The 18,192-nt window shown below is 33.8% G+C and carries 16 protein-coding genes; 3 read left to right on the forward strand and 13 right to left on the reverse strand.

The window, feature by feature from the left end; all coding sequences use genetic code 11:
- Window position 1: 1 nt before the first annotated feature.
- From AC3WRL_RS01185 to AC3WRL_RS01195, 3 genes are all read right to left on the reverse strand, one after another.
- Complete coding sequence (locus AC3WRL_RS01185) at window positions 2-148, reverse strand: bacteriocin-like protein (RefSeq protein WP_214833329.1); 147 nt, start codon at window positions 146-148, stop codon at window positions 2-4.
- Between the two features lie 134 nt (window positions 149-282).
- Entirely contained in the window at window positions 283-1,260 is a 978-nt protein-coding gene (locus AC3WRL_RS01190; RefSeq protein ID WP_492329556.1) for a YihY/virulence factor BrkB family protein, read from the reverse strand.
- A 2-nt stretch (window positions 1,261-1,262) separates the two neighbouring features.
- Window positions 1,263-2,288, reverse strand: a complete 1,026-nt coding sequence (locus AC3WRL_RS01195; protein WP_214833333.1) for a DUF4421 family protein — start codon at window positions 2,286-2,288, stop codon at window positions 1,263-1,265.
- A gap of 159 nt (window positions 2,289-2,447) precedes the next feature.
- Here AC3WRL_RS01195 and AC3WRL_RS01200 point away from each other — a divergent pair, with 159 nt between their 5' ends.
- The gene (locus AC3WRL_RS01200) at window positions 2,448-2,921 is read left to right on the forward strand and encodes a 23S rRNA (pseudouridine(1915)-N(3))-methyltransferase RlmH (protein ID WP_214833336.1); all 474 of its coding nucleotides are present in this window, start codon (window positions 2,448-2,450) and stop codon (window positions 2,919-2,921) included.
- On the opposite strand, the gene AC3WRL_RS01205 is transcribed toward AC3WRL_RS01200, so the two are convergent.
- The 3 genes from AC3WRL_RS01205 to AC3WRL_RS01215 are packed head-to-tail and all read right to left on the reverse strand — an operon-like array spanning window position 2,918 to window position 4,635.
- Complete coding sequence (locus tag AC3WRL_RS01205; RefSeq protein ID WP_261511504.1) at window positions 2,918-3,736, reverse strand: tetratricopeptide repeat protein; 819 nt, start codon at window positions 3,734-3,736, stop codon at window positions 2,918-2,920. The genes AC3WRL_RS01200 and AC3WRL_RS01205 overlap by 4 nt on opposite strands.
- A complete protein-coding gene (locus AC3WRL_RS01210) occupies window positions 3,733-4,299 on the reverse strand; it encodes a phosphatase PAP2 family protein (protein ID WP_214833340.1) in 567 nt (188 codons plus the stop codon). The genes AC3WRL_RS01205 and AC3WRL_RS01210 overlap by 4 nt, the downstream gene beginning before the upstream one ends.
- Window positions 4,300-4,302: 3 nt before the next feature.
- Entirely contained in the window at window positions 4,303-4,635 is a 333-nt protein-coding gene (locus tag AC3WRL_RS01215) for a Sec-independent protein translocase subunit TatA/TatB (protein WP_214833341.1), read from the reverse strand.
- Between the two features lie 219 nt (window positions 4,636-4,854).
- Between AC3WRL_RS01215 and AC3WRL_RS01220 the strand changes: the two genes are divergently transcribed.
- Window positions 4,855-5,793: a hypothetical protein gene (locus tag AC3WRL_RS01220; protein WP_492329557.1), complete on the forward strand. Its 939-nt coding sequence runs from the start codon at window positions 4,855-4,857 to the stop codon at window positions 5,791-5,793.
- A gap of 81 nt (window positions 5,794-5,874) precedes the next feature.
- Here AC3WRL_RS01220 and AC3WRL_RS01225 read toward each other — a convergent pair whose 3' ends face one another.
- A complete protein-coding gene (locus tag AC3WRL_RS01225; protein ID WP_214833345.1) occupies window positions 5,875-7,101 on the reverse strand; it encodes a TCR/Tet family MFS transporter in 1,227 nt (408 codons plus the stop codon).
- Window positions 7,102-7,353: 252 nt separating this feature from the next.
- Window positions 7,354-10,248, reverse strand: coding sequence for a protein translocase subunit SecD (gene secD, locus AC3WRL_RS01230; protein WP_214833347.1), 2,895 nt, complete (start codon window positions 10,246-10,248; stop codon window positions 7,354-7,356).
- A 216-nt stretch (window positions 10,249-10,464) separates the two neighbouring features.
- On the opposite strand from secD, the gene AC3WRL_RS01235 reads away from it, so the two are divergent.
- The gene (locus tag AC3WRL_RS01235; RefSeq protein WP_261511501.1) at window positions 10,465-11,832 is read left to right on the forward strand and encodes a PQQ-dependent sugar dehydrogenase; all 1,368 of its coding nucleotides are present in this window, start codon (window positions 10,465-10,467) and stop codon (window positions 11,830-11,832) included.
- 15 nt (window positions 11,833-11,847) lie between these two features.
- Here AC3WRL_RS01235 and AC3WRL_RS01240 read toward each other — a convergent pair whose 3' ends face one another.
- From AC3WRL_RS01240 to AC3WRL_RS01260, 5 genes are all read right to left on the reverse strand, one after another.
- Entirely contained in the window at window positions 11,848-12,987 is a 1,140-nt protein-coding gene (locus AC3WRL_RS01240) for a hypothetical protein (RefSeq protein ID WP_261511500.1), read from the reverse strand.
- Window positions 12,988-13,062: 75 nt separating this feature from the next.
- Window positions 13,063-14,421, reverse strand: coding sequence for an oxygen-independent coproporphyrinogen III oxidase (gene hemN, locus AC3WRL_RS01245; protein ID WP_261511499.1), 1,359 nt, complete (start codon window positions 14,419-14,421; stop codon window positions 13,063-13,065).
- 95 nt (window positions 14,422-14,516) lie between these two features.
- Window positions 14,517-15,428, reverse strand: coding sequence for a sialate O-acetylesterase (locus AC3WRL_RS01250; RefSeq protein ID WP_214833355.1), 912 nt, complete (start codon window positions 15,426-15,428; stop codon window positions 14,517-14,519).
- Between the two features lie 76 nt (window positions 15,429-15,504).
- Window positions 15,505-16,515, reverse strand: coding sequence for a WD40/YVTN/BNR-like repeat-containing protein (locus AC3WRL_RS01255; RefSeq protein ID WP_492329558.1), 1,011 nt, complete (start codon window positions 16,513-16,515; stop codon window positions 15,505-15,507).
- 55 nt (window positions 16,516-16,570) lie between these two features.
- Window positions 16,571-18,100, reverse strand: a complete 1,530-nt coding sequence (locus AC3WRL_RS01260) for an APC family permease (protein WP_214833361.1) — start codon at window positions 18,098-18,100, stop codon at window positions 16,571-16,573.
- Between the last annotated feature and the right edge of the window lie 92 nt (window positions 18,101-18,192).

Consider the following 18,192-nt stretch of genomic DNA (forward strand, 5'->3'; position numbering starts at 1 on the left):
TTTATGGACAAACATAAGTTATCAGTCTACAAAGTCCGTTACAACAATACGTATTGGTTCCGGGACAACCACCATCGTCTGTTCTGCAAGCTATTCCTCCTTTTACGATTTTCAGCTCATCTCTCGTTAATTTTTTAATGTTTTTCATAATAAATAGATTTAGTTTGTATGAGAATATCAGATTCCCTATTGATAACTAAATTAATACAATTCTATTAACAAAAAAAATTATTCAACAGTTTTTGAATAATTAACGTTAAACATTATGAGATGCTTATGAATTTAATCAAAATCTTTTTTATTATTCTCATCCTTTGTAGGATAGCCTGTTAGCATATCTTTTTGAAGTTCATCTGACAGTAATTTTTCTATTCTAAGCTTTCTGATAGCCATATTAAGCTCATTGCCAAATAAAAGAAGATAGACATTTACATTTACCCAAACCATTAAAAGGATCATACTTCCAATAGAGCCGTACAAAACGTTGTATCTCGCAATATCTTTTACATAAATGGCAAAAATATAGGTAGTAAGAACAAAAAGAACTGTCGTTAAAATAGCCCCAGGAACTGCTTGTCTGAATCTGGCGATTTTCACAGTTCCCAACCAGTAAAACATAGCAAGTAAAATAAAGTAAAAAAGAGGAAAAGATACAAATCCTATAATTTTCGAAAGGTTTTTCACTAACCATGAAACGTTATGTGTAGGTGTAAATAATTTAAGCACGACTTCTACATAATAGACTCCAAAAAGAGCTAAGAATACGATGGTTATAAAACCAATTGTAATAAAAAAAGAAAGTATAAATTCTTTTACATCAGTGAGTTTTTCATCTGAATTTTCATTAAATCCATTGATCAGCGAGAAAGTCCCATTTGTTGCAAAAACCAATGCCAGAACGATCGTTAAATTACTGATCCCCCTCATATTGGGAATAATACTTTTTTCAATATATCCCCGCACATCCGTTTCCATATTTGATGGAAAAACATTGTGGATTAAAACTTCAAAAATATAAAAATGCAGTTTATCATAATGAGGCATATAAGGTAAAACAGATAACAAAAAGAGGAGAAACGGGAACAGACTTATTGTAAAGCTCCATGAAATAGCTGCGGCCTTTCTTCCTATTTTATCTTTAAATATACCTGAAATATAAATTTGAAACATCTGCCAAAGTGATATTCCCAGTACAGGAATATGTATATCGTCTAAGAATTCTTGAATTTTCAAGATAAAATTAGGAACTTTTATACCCATAATTATTTTAGAATATTATCTATTTTATCAAAATTTCTATTGACAAATTTTGGAGAATTAAACCTTAATCCTATTCCAGCCCTAAACTGCCACTGGGTAGAAGAATAGAAATTCTCATTTGAACTATTTACCCAGTTTAACTGGGTACCTGCTCCTATAAACCATTTTCCATTATCATAGCCAACTCTGACATTAGAATTGACTCCTATATTGAATTCATGAAAAGCTTCATCGAGTAATTTTGAATAATAAAGTTGAGGATAAAATTCAACCACAGCGTACCAGTTATTATTAATTACCCTTTGGATACCTGCTCCCGTCCTTAATGCTAACCTAAGGTCTTTAGTAGCAGAACTTCCCTCTCCACCATCTAAAACTTCCCCCAGATATATCGCTCTATCCGAATCACTCAATATATTATACTGATAAAACAAACCTGTAATAATAACAAAATCATTTTTCAAAGGCTGATACGTCATATTTGTATAACTTCTGTAGTTTTCCTTATTTCCAAGCCATAGGTAACTTGTTTCTCCTTTAAAAGAGCGGTATTTTGCATCGGGAAATTGAAAATATGCGTCACTTATATTTAAATTCAGCCCCTCCATTAGCATGGTCATATATCTTTTTGTGTCCTCAAAATATAATCCTTTGATCTGGTTATATCCTACCATTTGTCTAAGCTTTGGGGTCAGGAAAAAGGCAAAACCTACGCTGAAATATTTGGTCTTCCCCTTAATATCATCGTCATTATTTATTTTAATTAATTTAGGTGTAAAAGAAATACTCGTATCCAGCCATCTGTATCTTACAAAAAATTCGGTATAAAAAGAATCGTTAGGCTTCAGCCTGAAGGTTTCCTTTTGAAAACGAACCCCAAAAGAATTATTAACATAACTTACCCCTGCGACTATTGAAATTTTATTTTTATCCTCATCAATTTTTTTTTCATCATCACCTGTAACCTCCTGGCTAAAAGAAGTTAAGGGGAAATATAAAAATATACAGGAGATTAATCTCAATGTCATCACGTGCTGTTGGTTACGTAAAAATACAGTTTTTTTTAAACTTAGAATACATTTAGGCACGTTGCTTTTGGATCATAATGAACAAAAAGCATTAAAAAAATAAGAAATAATTCCTTAAATTATGAATATCTTTGCCCTCATTAAAATTGATTACATCCCATGCGAATCAACTTACTCTGTATTGGAAAAACAGATGATAAAGAAATTACTTCTTTGATCAGCTATTACCTCACCCGCCTTCCTAAGCATTGGAATTTTGAAATAGTAGAAATCCCTGATATTAAAAATGCAAAAAACCTTTCTTCGGATCTTTTAAAAAAAGAAGAAGCCAAACTTTTTATGAATCAAATCGATAAAAATGATCTGGTCGTAATTTTAGATGAGAAAGGAAAACAATTTACAAGTAGAGAGTTTGCTCAAAAAATAGATGTATGGATGAATTCATCAGTCAAGAAAATTAATATTCTGATTGGCGGTGCCTATGGTTTTTCTGAAGAAATATATAATAGAGCCAATGAAAAAATGTCATTATCTAAAATGACATTTACCCATCAGATGATCCGTTTATTTATTGTGGAACAGCTGTATCGTGCTGATCAGATCTTACAGGGAAAACCTTATCACAATGATTAATTCTGTTTTATAACACATTTAGCAAAATGTGGAGCTAGAAGAGCCTTTTCATAACCCACAGCTACAGCTTTCTCCAGATTAGTGCATGCTTCCTTAGGTTTTTGAGTATCGAATAGGATTAAAGCTTTTGTTACGTATGACTGAGCAAATTTAGGATCAATAGAAATGGCTTTATTAATATCTGCCAAAGCTTCTTTTGATTTTTTCATTTTTAAATACAGATCTGCACGCCCATTGTAAAGTAACGACTCAGGTTTTTCAGAGATAAGCTGATTATAATCTTTCAAGGCACCCTCAAGATCACCATTATTCTTTTTCAGATTGGCTAAACCTGTTCTTGCAAAGATATTCTCTGGTGCGAAGGCAAGGATCTGATTTAAATCTTTAATAGCTAAGTCTTTTTTTCCTTGGCTATCATAAATTTTAGATCTCGTTAGGTACATATCTACATTTTCAGGATCAATCTGCAATCCTTTGTCAATATAGTCCAAAGCTTTTTCTTTGGTTCCTTTCTGGCTGTTTAATGAAGCTAAATTAGCATATACTGATGCAGACAGTGGATTTGCTCTTAAGGCAGATTCGTAGGATTTAAAGGCTTGAGGCGTTTTACCTAGTCTTCTTTGTGCCGTCCCTAAATTGTTATAGTACTCAGATCGATATTTCTGGATCTGTTCTTTTTCAGCCAGTTTAGAATATTGCTCTTCAGCACATTTATAATCCGCTTTTTTAAAGCATTCTTCAGCTGTTTTTGAGTCCTGGGAATAAAGATTAGCAGATGTTATCGCTAATGTTAGAAGGAATAAAAATTTTTTCATGTGGTTATAGTTTGTTTATTGATCACTTTTTTTGCGAGTGCACCAAATATCACTCCCAATAAAAGTCCAACAAACGCCCCCACCAAAATATCTATCGGAAAATGCACTCCTAAATATATACGGCTGTAAGAAACTACTGCAGCCCATACAAATATAGCATAAGGAAACCAATTGAGTTTCTTTTTTAATAAAACACTTAAATAAGTTGCCAAAAAGAAAGTATTTGAAGCATGGGCAGAATAGAATCCAAACTGTCCACCACATTTTACAATCCTCATATAATGCTCCAAGCTAGGATCATGGCATGGCCTTAATCGCTCTACTCCGTGTTTGAATATACTTGCAACCTGATCAGAAACCGTAGTTCCTATCAGTACAAATAAAAGAATATAAACTAAAGATTTTAGTTTGTAGTTTTTATATAGAAAATAAAGAAATATAATATAAAGCGGAACCCATATCCAGGTACTGGAAATCAGCATCCAAAACTGATCAAAAGAAGAGTCGCCCAAATTATTGAGAAACAAAAAGACCTTCTTATCCTCTTGAATAATTTCTTCCATCGATTATCTGCTTACAGGTCCTTCATAAGTTTCATCTTCAGAAGGCTTTGGCTTTTCAGGTTCAGAAGAAGAAGGTTCCGTAAGAATATCTTTTTCGATATTCTTCATCGGATTGAAATCTTTTGCAGCATCTTTTACTTTTTCGATCTCACGCTTGATTTCAGAAACAGGGTTATCTGTTTCTTTCATGATCTCAGTTTTAATGTCTTCCACCGCCCCACGCATCTTTCTTACGCCTGCTCCTAAATCACGCGCTATTTGAGGAAGTTTATCCGGTCCGAATAATACAACGATTGCAACTGCAATCAATGCCATTTCTCCAATGCTTAATTCCATGGTGTAAAATTACAAAAGATTATACATATATAATGTAGAATCCAAAATTTTAAACAAATTTTAAGAATATTTATTTCAGGGCTTTATAATATTTTATTTGAGGATAACAATAGTTTAACATTAAATACATTTAAAATTAATTAATAATTAATTCTCTATATAAAGAATTATATGATTTTTTTTATTAGATTTATTCCACACAACTACAAATATTAAACTATGAAAAAATTAGTAACTACTTTTAAACTTTTTGCGCTGGCAATGGTATTATCTTTAACCAGCTGTCAAAATGAAAGCACTGAGGTACTTCAGGACAATGCGACAAAAAAGGAATCCATTTCTGATTTAAAAAAGGAACTGAGCCCTGCCCAAACACTTTCCAACAATGTTCAAATACAATTGGAAGAATCTAAAAAGAATCTTGAGCAATATTTGAAAAATGATCTTCAAATGACAGGTATTAATGTTCTGGGGACACTTTCTACTGAAAGAGGCATTGCAATTTCCCAGAATTTAATTTCGAGTAAAGACACCTATGTTGCATTTGGCAACATCACTGATCCTAACTCAGTAAAAGTGGGAAAAATAGGAAGTTTTAATTCTGATGAAGAATTATCTGCAGCTCAAAAAGGGCTTACCGATGTCATTGCACAAGAAGTAAAAATGAACACTGATGTTCTTGAAATCACATGGAATCATAAAGGAGAACAGTTTACCTCGTTATGTTTTTATAATAAAGATGGAATTATCTGGGATAATGTTCTTGGTGGATTGGTAATGATGGATAGAGGCAGTAATGTTGAGACTTCTACTGATACTCAGGCCAAGGTCGTTTCTAAATGGTTTAAAGAATGGTGGACTGCAAAATGGTTGTGGGGATCAAAGAGAGGTGAAGCCGGATATAAAATAACCATTTATTATAACGGTTCTACGGTTTCAAACACTGATGTGAGCGATTGGGGTAATATCAGCTTAGGGAAAGCCAAAAGTGAAAGTAAAGTAATTAAGAGGACAGGTGCTTACGGACAATGCAGATATGCACTTGGTCTGTGTACTCCGACAGGTTCTTTAAGCTTTAATTCAAGCAACTTTTCAGTATCATTCTCAGGATTGGGAAGCAATATTGTAAGTAATGGTACTAAATCACTTTATCCATAATACATTATTTTAACTATATTATATTCAACTGAAAGCGGGGAATCACATTTGATTCCCCGCTTTTTTATATTTCAAAATGTATTATTTTTTTATGTCTTTACTTTTTTGAGATCCATAATATGTAATAACAACACTCACTGCCATTAAGATAAAAGCCAAGAAGAAAGGAGCTCCTGAAAATTTAAATGGCGCTTCATCGTGTGTAAAATAATAGAATAAATTCGTCATCATAGGAGGTCCAATAATCGCTGTTGCGCTCATTAAACTCGTCAATGCTCCCTGAAGTTCTCCCTGTTCATTGGAAGGAACACTTTTTGTAATGACCGATTGAAGTGCAGGCCCACAAATTCCACCTAAACAATAAGGAATCAGAAAAGCAAACATCATCCATCCTTCTGTAGCAAAAGCAAACAGTAACATCCCAATTGCATATAAAGCCAGTCCATAATAAATACTCTTCTGCTCACCCAACCTCGGTGTTGTCCAACGTATCAGACCACCTTGTACTAGTCCTACTAAAAGACCTACGGCACCAAGGGACAACCCTACCATTCTTTCTGTCCAGTTAAACTTATACATCGTATAGAAACTCCAGTTACTCTGCACAGCATGACCGGCAATATAGATTAAAATAAGTGCCACTATTAATCCTGAAATTTCTGGATGCTTTCCCAAAAATTTAAATGATCCTACAGGGTTAGCACGTTTCCAACTAAATTCACGACGCTTGTCTTTATCCAAACTTTCAGGTAAAATAAAATATCCATAAAGAAAGTTTAATAAACATAAACCAGCCGCAGCATAGAATGGGACTCTTGCACCATAATGACCTAAGACTCCACCTAAAACCGGACCTATAATGAATCCCAGGCCAAAAGCAGCTCCTATCAATCCAAAGTTTTTAGCTCTGTCGCTATCTGTAGAAATATCAGCAATATAGGCACTGGCAGTAGTAATACTGGCTCCTGTAACTCCGGCAATAATTCTTCCTAAAAAAAGCCACCATATACTTGGAGCTAATGCGAGGAAAATGTAATCTATTGAAAATCCAAAAAGTGAAATCAGAATAATAGGTCTTCGTCCATATTTATCACTGAGGTTTCCAACAACCGGTGAAAATATGAACTGGGTGAATGCATAAGCAAAACCAAGCCACCCACCATATTTCGCTGCCTCACTAATATCTGCATGAATAAGTTCTTCAATTAATTTAGGAACAACAGGGATAATGATACCCCATCCAGTGATATCAATTAATAGCGTTATAAAAATAAAGCTCATGGCAGCTTTTTTCCTTGAATTTTCCATAATTCTGCAAAAATAACGAAATATAGAGAACTAATGATTCTAAATTATGAATAATTAATATGGATAGTGAATTGTCTACTATTCAGTTCCGGATTCCGGGTTTCGAGTTTTTCGGAATATTGTATCAACTACTTCTTCTTCCCAGAAACACTATTTTCATTTATTTTCCTACCATTGAACTTGAAACCCGAAGCTTATAAATAAAAAAGAGCCTTTCGTTTGAAAGGCTCTTTTTTATTTATTGTAGTATAATTATTTTGAAGCAAGTACTTCTTTGCTCGAAGTAGTTTTTCCGTGTACCTCTTCTTCTTTTCCTGATTTCAGGAAATCATATGCAATAGCCGAAGCAATGAATATGGATGAATATGTACCGAAACCAATACCAATTAACATCGCAAACATAAATCCTCTAAGGTTATCTCCACCGAAAATAAAGATCGCCAAAATAACAAGGATTGTTGTAAATGAAGTGTTGAATGTTCTACCTAGCGTACTAGAAATTGAATCATCAAATAATCCCGCCAATGTTAAAGATTTCTTCTCTCTTAAATACTCTCTAATTCTGTCAAAGATAATAACGGTATCATTGATAGAGTATCCAAGTACTGTTAAGATCGCAGCAATGAAATCCTGGTTGATCTCCATGTTGAAAGGCATGTATTTGTGAAGCAACGAATAGGTTCCTAAAATAATAACTGCATCATGGAATAACGCCGCAACAGCACCAAGAGAGAATTGCCATTTTCTAAATCTCACCAAGATATAAAGGAAGATACCTCCTAAAGCAGCTACAACTGCAAGAATACCGTGAGTTTTGATATCATCAGCAACAGTAGGTCCTACTTTCTCAGAAGAGATAATTCCCGCATGTTCTTTATCTGCAGATTTGAAATCATGCAATGAAATATTAGCTGGCAGACTTGTTTTTAAACCTTCATATAGCTTCTGTTCAACAGTTTGGTCAGCTTTCAGAGATTCATCGTCAATAAGATAATCCGTAGAAATCTTTAATTGATTAGCATTTCCAAAAGTTTTAGCTTCAACAGATGAATTTTTACCATCTTCAGTTTTGAATATTTTTACTAAATTCTGTTCAATATCTTCTGCATTTACATCCTTATCAAATCTTACAACGTAGTTTCTACCACCGGTAAAGTCAATTCCATATTTAAATCCGTGGATAAAAATAGATCCGATACTGATTACTGTTAATACTAAAGAGATAATATAAGCATATTTTCTTTTTCCAATAAAGTCGATCCAGGTATTTCTGAATAAGTTCTTCGTAGGAGGAGTCCAAACAGAAAGTTGTTTTCCTTTATTCAATCTAGCAAAGATCATTGTTCTTGAAATCAATACCGAAGTAAAGAAAGTCATTAGTATACCAATACCCAGCGTTAAAGCAAATCCTTTAATAGGTCCTGTTCCGAAAAGGAAAAGTACTCCCGCTGTTAATAACGTCGTTAAGTGACCATCAACAATAGCGCTTAAAGCGTGCTTGAAACCATCTTTATATGCTTCTAAAATATTTTTGCCGGCAAATAATTCTTCCTTGGTTCTTTCATAGATAATTACGTTCGTATCCACGGCCATGGCCATTGTAAGAACAATACCTGCAATACCAGGAAGTGTAAGGGTAGCATCAACGGAATCCATAATTCCGAAAATGTAGAATAAGTTGATGATCATTGCAATTACAGCGTACACCCCTGCACCACCATAATAGAAAATGATATAAACGATAATCACTAAAAATGCGATAGCAAAAGAGATCATCCCTGCATCAATAGATTCTTGTCCTAATGAAGGTCCTACCTGTGTAGCCTGAACTACTTTAGCTCCAGCCGGTAATTTACCTGCTCCTAGAACGTCAACCAATTCTTTAGCCTCATCCTGAGAGAAGTTACCAGAGATTTGAGTTCTACCGTTAGGAATAGCGTTTACTACATTTGGTGCAGTATACACTCTGTTATCAAGAGTTACGGCAACTGGTTTGTTAACGTTCTTCTCTGTTAATGTTTTCCATTCTTTAGCTCCTTTAGAATCCATCTGCATATCAACCACTACTCTTCCCAGCTCATCATAGCTGATGCTAGCTGTTTCAACAGCACCGTCTACTGGTGCTTTTTGGTTGATGTTACCTCTGATCGCATATAATACTAAACTTTCAGGATCAGTAGCTTCAGGTTTGTAACCCCACATGAATTGGGTATATTTAATATTAGAAGGACGTAAAGACTGTCCTACTTTGCTATTTAAAATCTTGTTAACTACAGCAGTATCAGATAACTTTATGCTAGCAACACCATTTGTTCTCAGCTTATCTAAATGTAAAAGATTCATGAAATTTACGTTCTTCGCAACTCCCATAGAATCCCCTTTAATAGGTATCATCGTAGTTAAAGTCTGGAAATAAGGTCCGATTTCAGGAACCTGCTGAACTTCCCAGAACTGAAGTTTTGCTGAAGTCTGAAGCATTTTCTTTACCTTGTCGATATCCTTCATACCTGGCATTTCAACAGAAATTCTTGCTGTTCCAGGTACTCTCTGAACATTTGGCTGCACAGCCCCCATTTTGTCAATTCTCGTTCTGATTACCTCAAAAGCAGTACCTACAGAAGCATCAATTCTTCTTTTGATAATACTTTTTACCTGCTCATCAGTAGTATTGTACTTAATCTCAGTAAGATTAGTGTTTCCGAATAATTCCGGATCTGCAAGTTTAAGATTCGTCCCTTTTGCTTTGTTTAATGCTTCAAATTGATCGAAGAAGTTGTCAACATAAGCCTTTGTAGAATTCTTCTGAACTTCGTCAGTTTTGTTTAAAGCTTCGATAAGAACAGGATTAGAAGAATAATTTGTTAAATCATTCACTAAATCTCTTTGGTTGATCTCCAGAAGAACGTTGATCCCTCCTTTCAAGTCAAGACCAAGTTTCATTTCTTTGTCTTTTGCTTTAGAATAGTAAAGCTTTGTATAACCAAGATTTAGAGTATCTTCTTTTAATCGCTTGATCTCTTTCTCGTTTCCGTTCGCAGCTTCAATCTGCGATTCAATTTTGCTGGCGTACCAGGTTGGTATAAGCTCATTTAAGCAAATCAACCCCAGTACAATAGCAACAATTGTAATAAGTCCTTTTCCTTGCATTTTGTTATAACTACGTTAAATTAAGTCGGCAAATATAATGATTTTCTTTATATTTTATGAACTTTCAACAACAGAAATGGTTTATTTTCAGATATATCGACAACGCGACTTCTATTTAAGATTCATCAATTTTGCGGCAATAAATTATTAAATTTTCAAATTTTGATTAATAGCTGTTTTTCATTAACTTCACAAGACACTAAATATCAAAATATTATGAAAAATTTACTTTTTACTGTAACTATTTTTTCTTCCTTATTCCTTAATTCACAATCTATTAATCTGGAAGAATTTGCAACGGGACTTACCAGTCCTGTCGAAATCACAAATGCCAATGACACCCGGTTATTTGTCGTACAACAGAATGGGATCATAAAAATTATCCAGCCTACAGGATCTATCAATACGATTAATTTTTTAAACATAAGTACTAAGGTTCTTTATGGTGGAGAAAGAGGACTTTTAGGATTAGCTTTCCATCCTCAATACTCTACAAATGGGTATTTCTTTGTGTACTATAACAATATTACAACGGGTAACATTACTGTGGCACGATATACTGTAAGCAGTACAGATCCTAATGTTGCTGATCCCAATTCAGAGAAAATATTATTAAGTATTCCAAAGCCCTTTTCTAATCATAATGGCGGAAGCATTCATTTTGCTCCTGACGGAAATTTATGGATTGTAACCGGAGATGGCGGTAGCGCAGGGGATCCCAATAACAATGCACAAAATAAAAACTCTCTTCTTGGAAAAATGCTGCGTATTGATGTAAATTCCACCAATGCTTATAATATTCCAGCAGGCAATCCTTTTGTAGGTGTTGATGGAGCAGACGAAATATGGTCTTACGGTCTTCGAAATGCGTGGAAATTTTCTTTTGATCTTACAACAGGAAATGCCATGATCGCTGATGTCGGCCAAGGTCAGATCGAAGAAATCAACAGAAATCCTATTTCTCAGGCAGGGATCAATTACGGATGGAGATGCTACGAAGGAAATACAGCCTATAACGCCAACGGTTGTGCAAGTGCTTCCACAATGACATTCCCTATCGCAGTTTATGATCATTCTGGCGGAAAATGTTCCATAACCGGAGGCTATGTTTACAGAGGAAGCCTTTATCCTACTTTGGTAGGCAAATATTTTTTTGCGGATTACTGTTCTGATCAGATTGGTATACTAAGTTCAGATAACTCTATTACTTGGACAACTCCATATTCTGGTAGTGGATTCGCAAGTTTCGGACAAGATAGCCAGAAGGGATTATATGTGGCTGCTGTTAACAGTGGGAAAATTTATAAAATTACCAGCACAACTCTTTCTACACAGGAAAACAATAATATAAGTGAGATTAAAGTGTATCCAAATCCAGCTTCTAAAAGAGTATTTATTGAAGGATTAAAAGACACAAAAGTATTTGTAGAAATTATAAGTTCAGAAGGAAGAAAGGTTCTAGATCAAATAAAAATTAATAAAGATAACAGTATTGATATTTCAGGTATTCCAGCAGGAGTATATTATATCAACCTTAAATCAGGAGAATTAAAAGCTTATAGTCAAAAGCTGATCATTCAATAAAAGTAAATGAGAGCCTCAATATATTTTTATTGGGGCTTTTTTATAATAATAAAACCATATAATCAGTAGTGGTAAAAGAATAACAAGTCTTTCTAACAATGAAAATCTTTCAACCTCATTGTCAAGCAGGTTATTTGGAACTAATGATACGAAAAGAACTGAAATAACGGCAAAAATTATTTCTATTAAAAACATTTTTTCACTGGCATCAGATCTTGAAGTTATTTTAGAATTTAATATCCAAAAACCTAAAAACAAAATCATAAAAGGAAAAGACCATATTCTATAGGTATCCCAGGCGATAGCATGAAGACATAAAGGAAACAGAACAATGACGGCCAATAATAACAGGAGGTAGATATTTATTCTTTTGAATCGCCTGTAAACAAGGTACATCATAAAAAGAATGGGAATACCAAAGAAAATTGAACCCTTTGAAACAAATATTCTCTGAAAAAAGTGTGGACTTTCTTCACTGAAATACTCTGTGAACTTTACAGTATAAGCAGATGCAACCGAATCAGCAGCTTTTCTATCCATAAACTGAAAGTGCTCCAAATAATTAAATATTTGACTATGATCAGTTGTTCCAAGAATTTCCTGATATATAGACACCCCAAACGTGGTGATTAAAGGTAATATTAAAAATATTAAAATTTTCTTTACCATTCCCCGGGCCAGAATATCTTTTATTGAAAATCCATTCTCATCAATCTCACTAATAATCAATGCGAAACAACAGATAGGAACCATTAAGAAAAATGAAATTTCATGTATCAGGATACTTATTGAAACAAGTACTGATGGGAGTAAAACTTTTCTCGATTTGAGAAGCCAGATAACAAGTATTGTCAGCAAAAAGATTAAATGATCAAGGTACCCGATAAGATGTGCTGTAAATATGATATATTGAGACAAAAAGAAAATTACATAAAACAATACAGTCTCAATACCCTCTTTACTTCTAACAGTCTCTCTGTATGCAATAAATAATAGTGACGCATACAGAATTATCAATATAAAAACAGAGATGAATAGTATATTTTGTTCAGTTTTTTCTAAAAAGAAACTAAAAAGCTCTCCTGCAAGCCCTCTTTTAATAAAACCAAATTTATAATCCATCACCCAATGTGCTTCGGACCAATTATTTGGCAATCTAATCGTTTTTAAAACACTAAATACAAGTGCATATAAATAAATGATTACAAAAAGAAGCTTCCTCCTCATTTTTTAGATTGTCATAGAAAAAATCCTGGTTTCAGGTTTATTCCGCATCATCCTAAGATCAAAGACCATCGCTACATTTCTTGTAAAAGCCCTTCCTTTTTCTGTAATTTTTATTTGATTATCATGAATTTCAACCAGATCATCTCTTTCCATTTCCTTCAGCATTTCCAAAGCATTTTCCAATTCAGGAAAAGAATTCTGAATATCCCATGTTGTTTCAAGCTGACACATTAAATTTAAAATATGCCTTCTTACTATTAAATCTTCATGATTTAAAATATGTCCTTTTACTACAGGAATTTCTCCTTCTTCAACTATTTTCTGATACTCTTCAACTGTTTTTACATTCTGAGCAAATGCATACCATGAATCTGAAATTGATGACATACCGAGCCCAACCATTAATTGCGTTTTGCTTGAAGTATACCCCATAAAATTCCTATGCAGCTTCTTCTGAATCAAAGACTGATACAGATCATCATGTTCTAAAGCGAAATGATCCATCCCAACCTCAATATAACCTAATTCCTCCAAAAGGCTCTTACCATCCTCATATAGACGTCTTTTTTCCTCTCCACTTGGTAGGTCATTTTCATCAAAACCTCTCTGCCCTACCCCTTTGATCCATGGAACATGAGCATATGAATAAAAAGCTAATCTGTCAGGTTTTAGTTCTAATGTTTTACGAATCGTATGCTCCATCGCATCCCAGTGCTGGTGTGGAAGTCCAAAAACAAGATCATGACTTATTCCTCCGTAACCAATTTCTCTAGCCAGCTCAGTTACCTCTTTTACTTTTTCGAAAGGTTGAATTCTGTTGATGGCTTTCTGAACTTTTGGATCGTAATCCTGCACTCCAAAACTTACTCTTCTAAAACCTAAATCATACAAAGTCTGAAGATGCTCTCTTGTTGTGTTATTGGGATGTCCTTCAAAAGAAAATTCAGGATGTTCCGCGATCTCAACAGTATCAAAAATCCCTTCTAATAATGTTTTTAAATTTTTAGGAGAGAAAAAAGTTGGCGTTCCACCACCTAAATGAAGTTCTTTTAATTTCGGTTTTTCTTCAAAAAGCTCAAGATAAAGCTTCCATTCTTTTAAAACACTCTCAAGATAAGGTGTTTCAACGCTATGTTGTTTTGTAATACGTTTATGGCAAGCACAAAAAGTACATAAGGCTTCACAAAAAGGCAAATGAATATAAATAGAAATTCCTTCACCAGAGTTACTCTCATGAAAAGATCTTACCACACTTTCTTTCCATTTCTCAGGAGAAAATGTACTCTCATCCCAATATGGAACAGTAGGATAAGAGGTATAACGTGGTCCCGGAATATTATATTTATCAATTAAAGAATTCATTTAAAAATTTTAAATTTTATAAATCGAATGAAATACAAAAGAATTTCATTCTGCAAAATTAGCTATAACTTATGAATTATAAATCATGAATTATATTAGGGTTTATTTTCGAAATTTATAATGAGTCTAAATACCTCTTCCGCAAAGCTTTTCCCCAGATCAATATATCCTGCACTATCGTAATGCCATGGATCATTTCCATAATTATATTTTCCAGTAGACCGCACAATCGCTGAGTTCTTATTATTTTTCACAAACTTCTCCTGGGCATATTGTACCAATTCGCCTGTAGGCCATACTTTTCCTGTTTTATCTTTTCCTGAATCAGAAATTTTTCCAATGACAACGGGTAGATCGTCGGTCCGTAATGTGGCTCTTATTTGATTCATTAATATTTTTAAATGATCATAATAATGATCAGCTATTTCCTCACTATAACCTGCATCTCCTTCTCCCTGCATCCATAGAATACCTGAAGGAACAATTTCATCTTTCTTACCATTTCCATCAATATCAGTTTCCGAAAAAGCATTTTTAACTGTTTTCAGAAAATTATCATACTGATTAATTCCGTTCTTCCCATGAAAATCAGAATCCCAACATCCAAAATCTCCTTTAGCAAGACTATCAATGGATGTTCCCTCTCTTGCATACTTTATTAAAGCAATTTTATCATTCGGAAAAAGCTCTTTTAGCCTTTTTGCCAGAGAAAGTTCTAAACCAAATCTATCTGAAAGTATATTTATTCTTCCATCTGTCTTAAATCCTGTTCCATTTCCTGGCTTTAAAACTTCCCATTTTCCTATTCCACCATTCAAATCTCCGTCCGGCACTGAGTTTCCCTGAAAAATGTATACCTCTTTAAAACTTTTTAAATCATCAGGAAGATCTTTATTATAGCCAAATCCATTCATATTGGATTGACCGGCTAAAATAAAAACTCTTATCTTTTGACTGAATAATAAAGCTGGAAAAATGAGAAGAACAAATATTTTAAGGTTTCTCATGCAAATTTTATTCAAAGGTAGAGTGAAGAATAAGATAAATGGTAGTATTAACAGAGATATAGTCTATACTAAAAATTTAAAATTTTAATTTCAGTACCGCAATCCTGTCTTTTCCAGCAAAAACTATAGAATTAGAATCGATCCATTCACAGACATATAGATTTTTTTCATCAGAAATTTTCTTCCAAGTTTTTCCAAAATCCGAAGAATAACTGATATGTTGATCACCTACTGCTATTATTTCTTTCCCTTTTGAACCTGGTCTTATTTTGACACATGTTGTATAACCTGCATTAGCTCCGGAAGCTTGAATCTGCCATGTTTTCCCACTGTCACCTGTAGTAGCAATATTATTGATATTATCAGCCTGCTTGGTATAATCTCCACCTACTGCAATTCCAAACTGATCATCATAAAAGTCTATAGAATACATTCCTTGTGAAGATTCTCCCTGAATAAAAGGAGTATTAAAAATTTCAAATTTTTCTGTCTTAAAATTTAATCTGATAATCCTGGAAGCCTTTCCTCCTGTAGCAATCCATAGATATTTTTTATTAGAAGCGATATTAGTATTACTGGCAGCAAAGGCCGCTTCTCCTTTATTTAAAATGACATCATTTTTAAATGAGCTCCATTCTCCATTTTTTAGAATTGCTAATTTTAAGTTATCATTAGCATCAGAATCACTGAAGCTGTAGGCTAAGTTATCATTAACAAAATGCAGAGCATCATAAAATGCTGTTTTCACCGTGTCTTTAAATACTGTTTTCGATTTCAGGTCTTTTTTATCAATTTCAAAAAAGAGAGCCGGACTTTCGATATTGATGGCATAAAAATGATTTTTATTTTGTCCCAGTGTACGGAACTGCAATCTTCCTTCAGACAATTTAATTTGTTTTTGATCTTGAGGATTCTTTAGATCTACAAAACCAAATTTAGAATCTGTTCCACTATACCAGACTTTATTGTCCCATATTTCAATGGCTCTAATGCTAATTTTGTCATTAAAAACAGTCTCAAAGCTAACTTCCTGAGAGAATGAAAATATTCCTAAAAAGAAAAGTAAAAATGGTAAAATCTTTTTCATAGTAGACAAAAATAAAAAATCCACAGCTTCCTGTGGATTTTTTAACTTTTATTTTTTATAAATCTGTATTTGGTTTTTCCAAAGGCTCCTGTTCAGCTTTAAAAGTTTCACCATAACCTCCATTTTGGAGCTTAGAATTTCTTTTACTGTACAAGAAATAAATAATGAAACCAATAATCAACCAGGCAAAAGAATACATTTTAGCTTCTCTACTTAAATTGAAAATCAAATACACATTAATTAAAATACCTAAGCAAGCAATTAAAGGTAAAGCAGGAACTTTAAAGTTTCTCTGTAAATTTGGTTCTTTAACTCTTAATACCCAAACTGCAACACAAACCATTGTAAATGCGAACAAAGTTCCGAAACTTGTCATGTGTGCTAAATCATTAATAGGTGTTAAAGAAGCAATAACAGAAATTACAACACCCAAAATAAGTAGATTTTTCGTAGGAACTCCTGTTTTAGGATTTACCTTTGAAAATGTAGCAGGGATCAATCCATCTTTAGACATTCCTAAAAAGATTCTTGATTGCCCCATGATCATTACCATTAATACGGAAATTAAACCTATCGTTGCTGCAATTGTAATGATATAACCAGCCCAAGCTTGTCCCGCAATATCAAAAGCATAAGCTACAGGAGCTTTAATTGCATCAGGATATTTCCCAAGAGGGTTAAAATCTGTATAATGCATCATTCCTGTTAATACCAGTGACACCAATATATATAAAAGCGTACAAATTATTAATGAAGTAATAATAGCAAAAGGTACATCCTTTTTAGGATTAATCGCCTCCCCTGCCTGTGTAGAAACGGCATCGAATCCTACATATGCAAAGAAAATAGCTGAAGCTCCGGCTACGACCCCACCAAAACCATAGGCAGAATGGGAAACTCCATTTTCTGTGATCGTTGTTGCTTCAGGAATAAAAGGTGTCCAGTTTGCTGTATTAATAAAGAAAACTCCGGCAATAATTACAAAAATAATAGCCGAAACTTTAAGGATTACAATAAAGTTATTTGCCTTAGCAGCTCCTTTTGTTCCTCTAACTAAAATTGATATAACAAATAATACGATCAAAAATGCGGGTAAATTCATTGAAAAGCCTGAATTTCCGGCAGCCCAATATGTTTGTGGATCCGTGGTAAGCCAAGCTGGTAAATGCAATCCGAACATTTTGAGTAGTTTTCCGAAATATCCTGACCAGGATACGGCGACCGTCATAGATCCCATCGCATATTCCAGAATTAGTCCCCACCCTATTATCCAGGCGAAGATCTCACCTACTGTTCCGTAAGCATAAGCATAAGCCGAACCTTCTACAGGGAGTATGGAAGCAAATTCTGCATAACATAGAGCAGCAAACACACACGCAATCCCCGCAATTACAAAAGAAAGCGCTAATGCAGGTCCTGCATTATAATATGCTCCGGTTCCTGTAAGTACAAAAATCCCACCTCCGATAATTGCTCCAATTCCAATAGCAGTAAGGCTCCATTTTCCCAAAACGCGTTTCAGCTCGCTTTTTTTAATATCAGCTTCATAAGCGCTCATTGGTTTTTTAACCCAAATTTTAGACATATTTTATTGTTTATTTAAGATTTACGAAAGTATAAAAAATTTACAAATACTAACAATTATTGATAAACTTTCATTATTAAATTTATATTTAA

This window comes from Chryseobacterium sp. FW101-FHT12H09 (genome assembly GCF_058790395.1).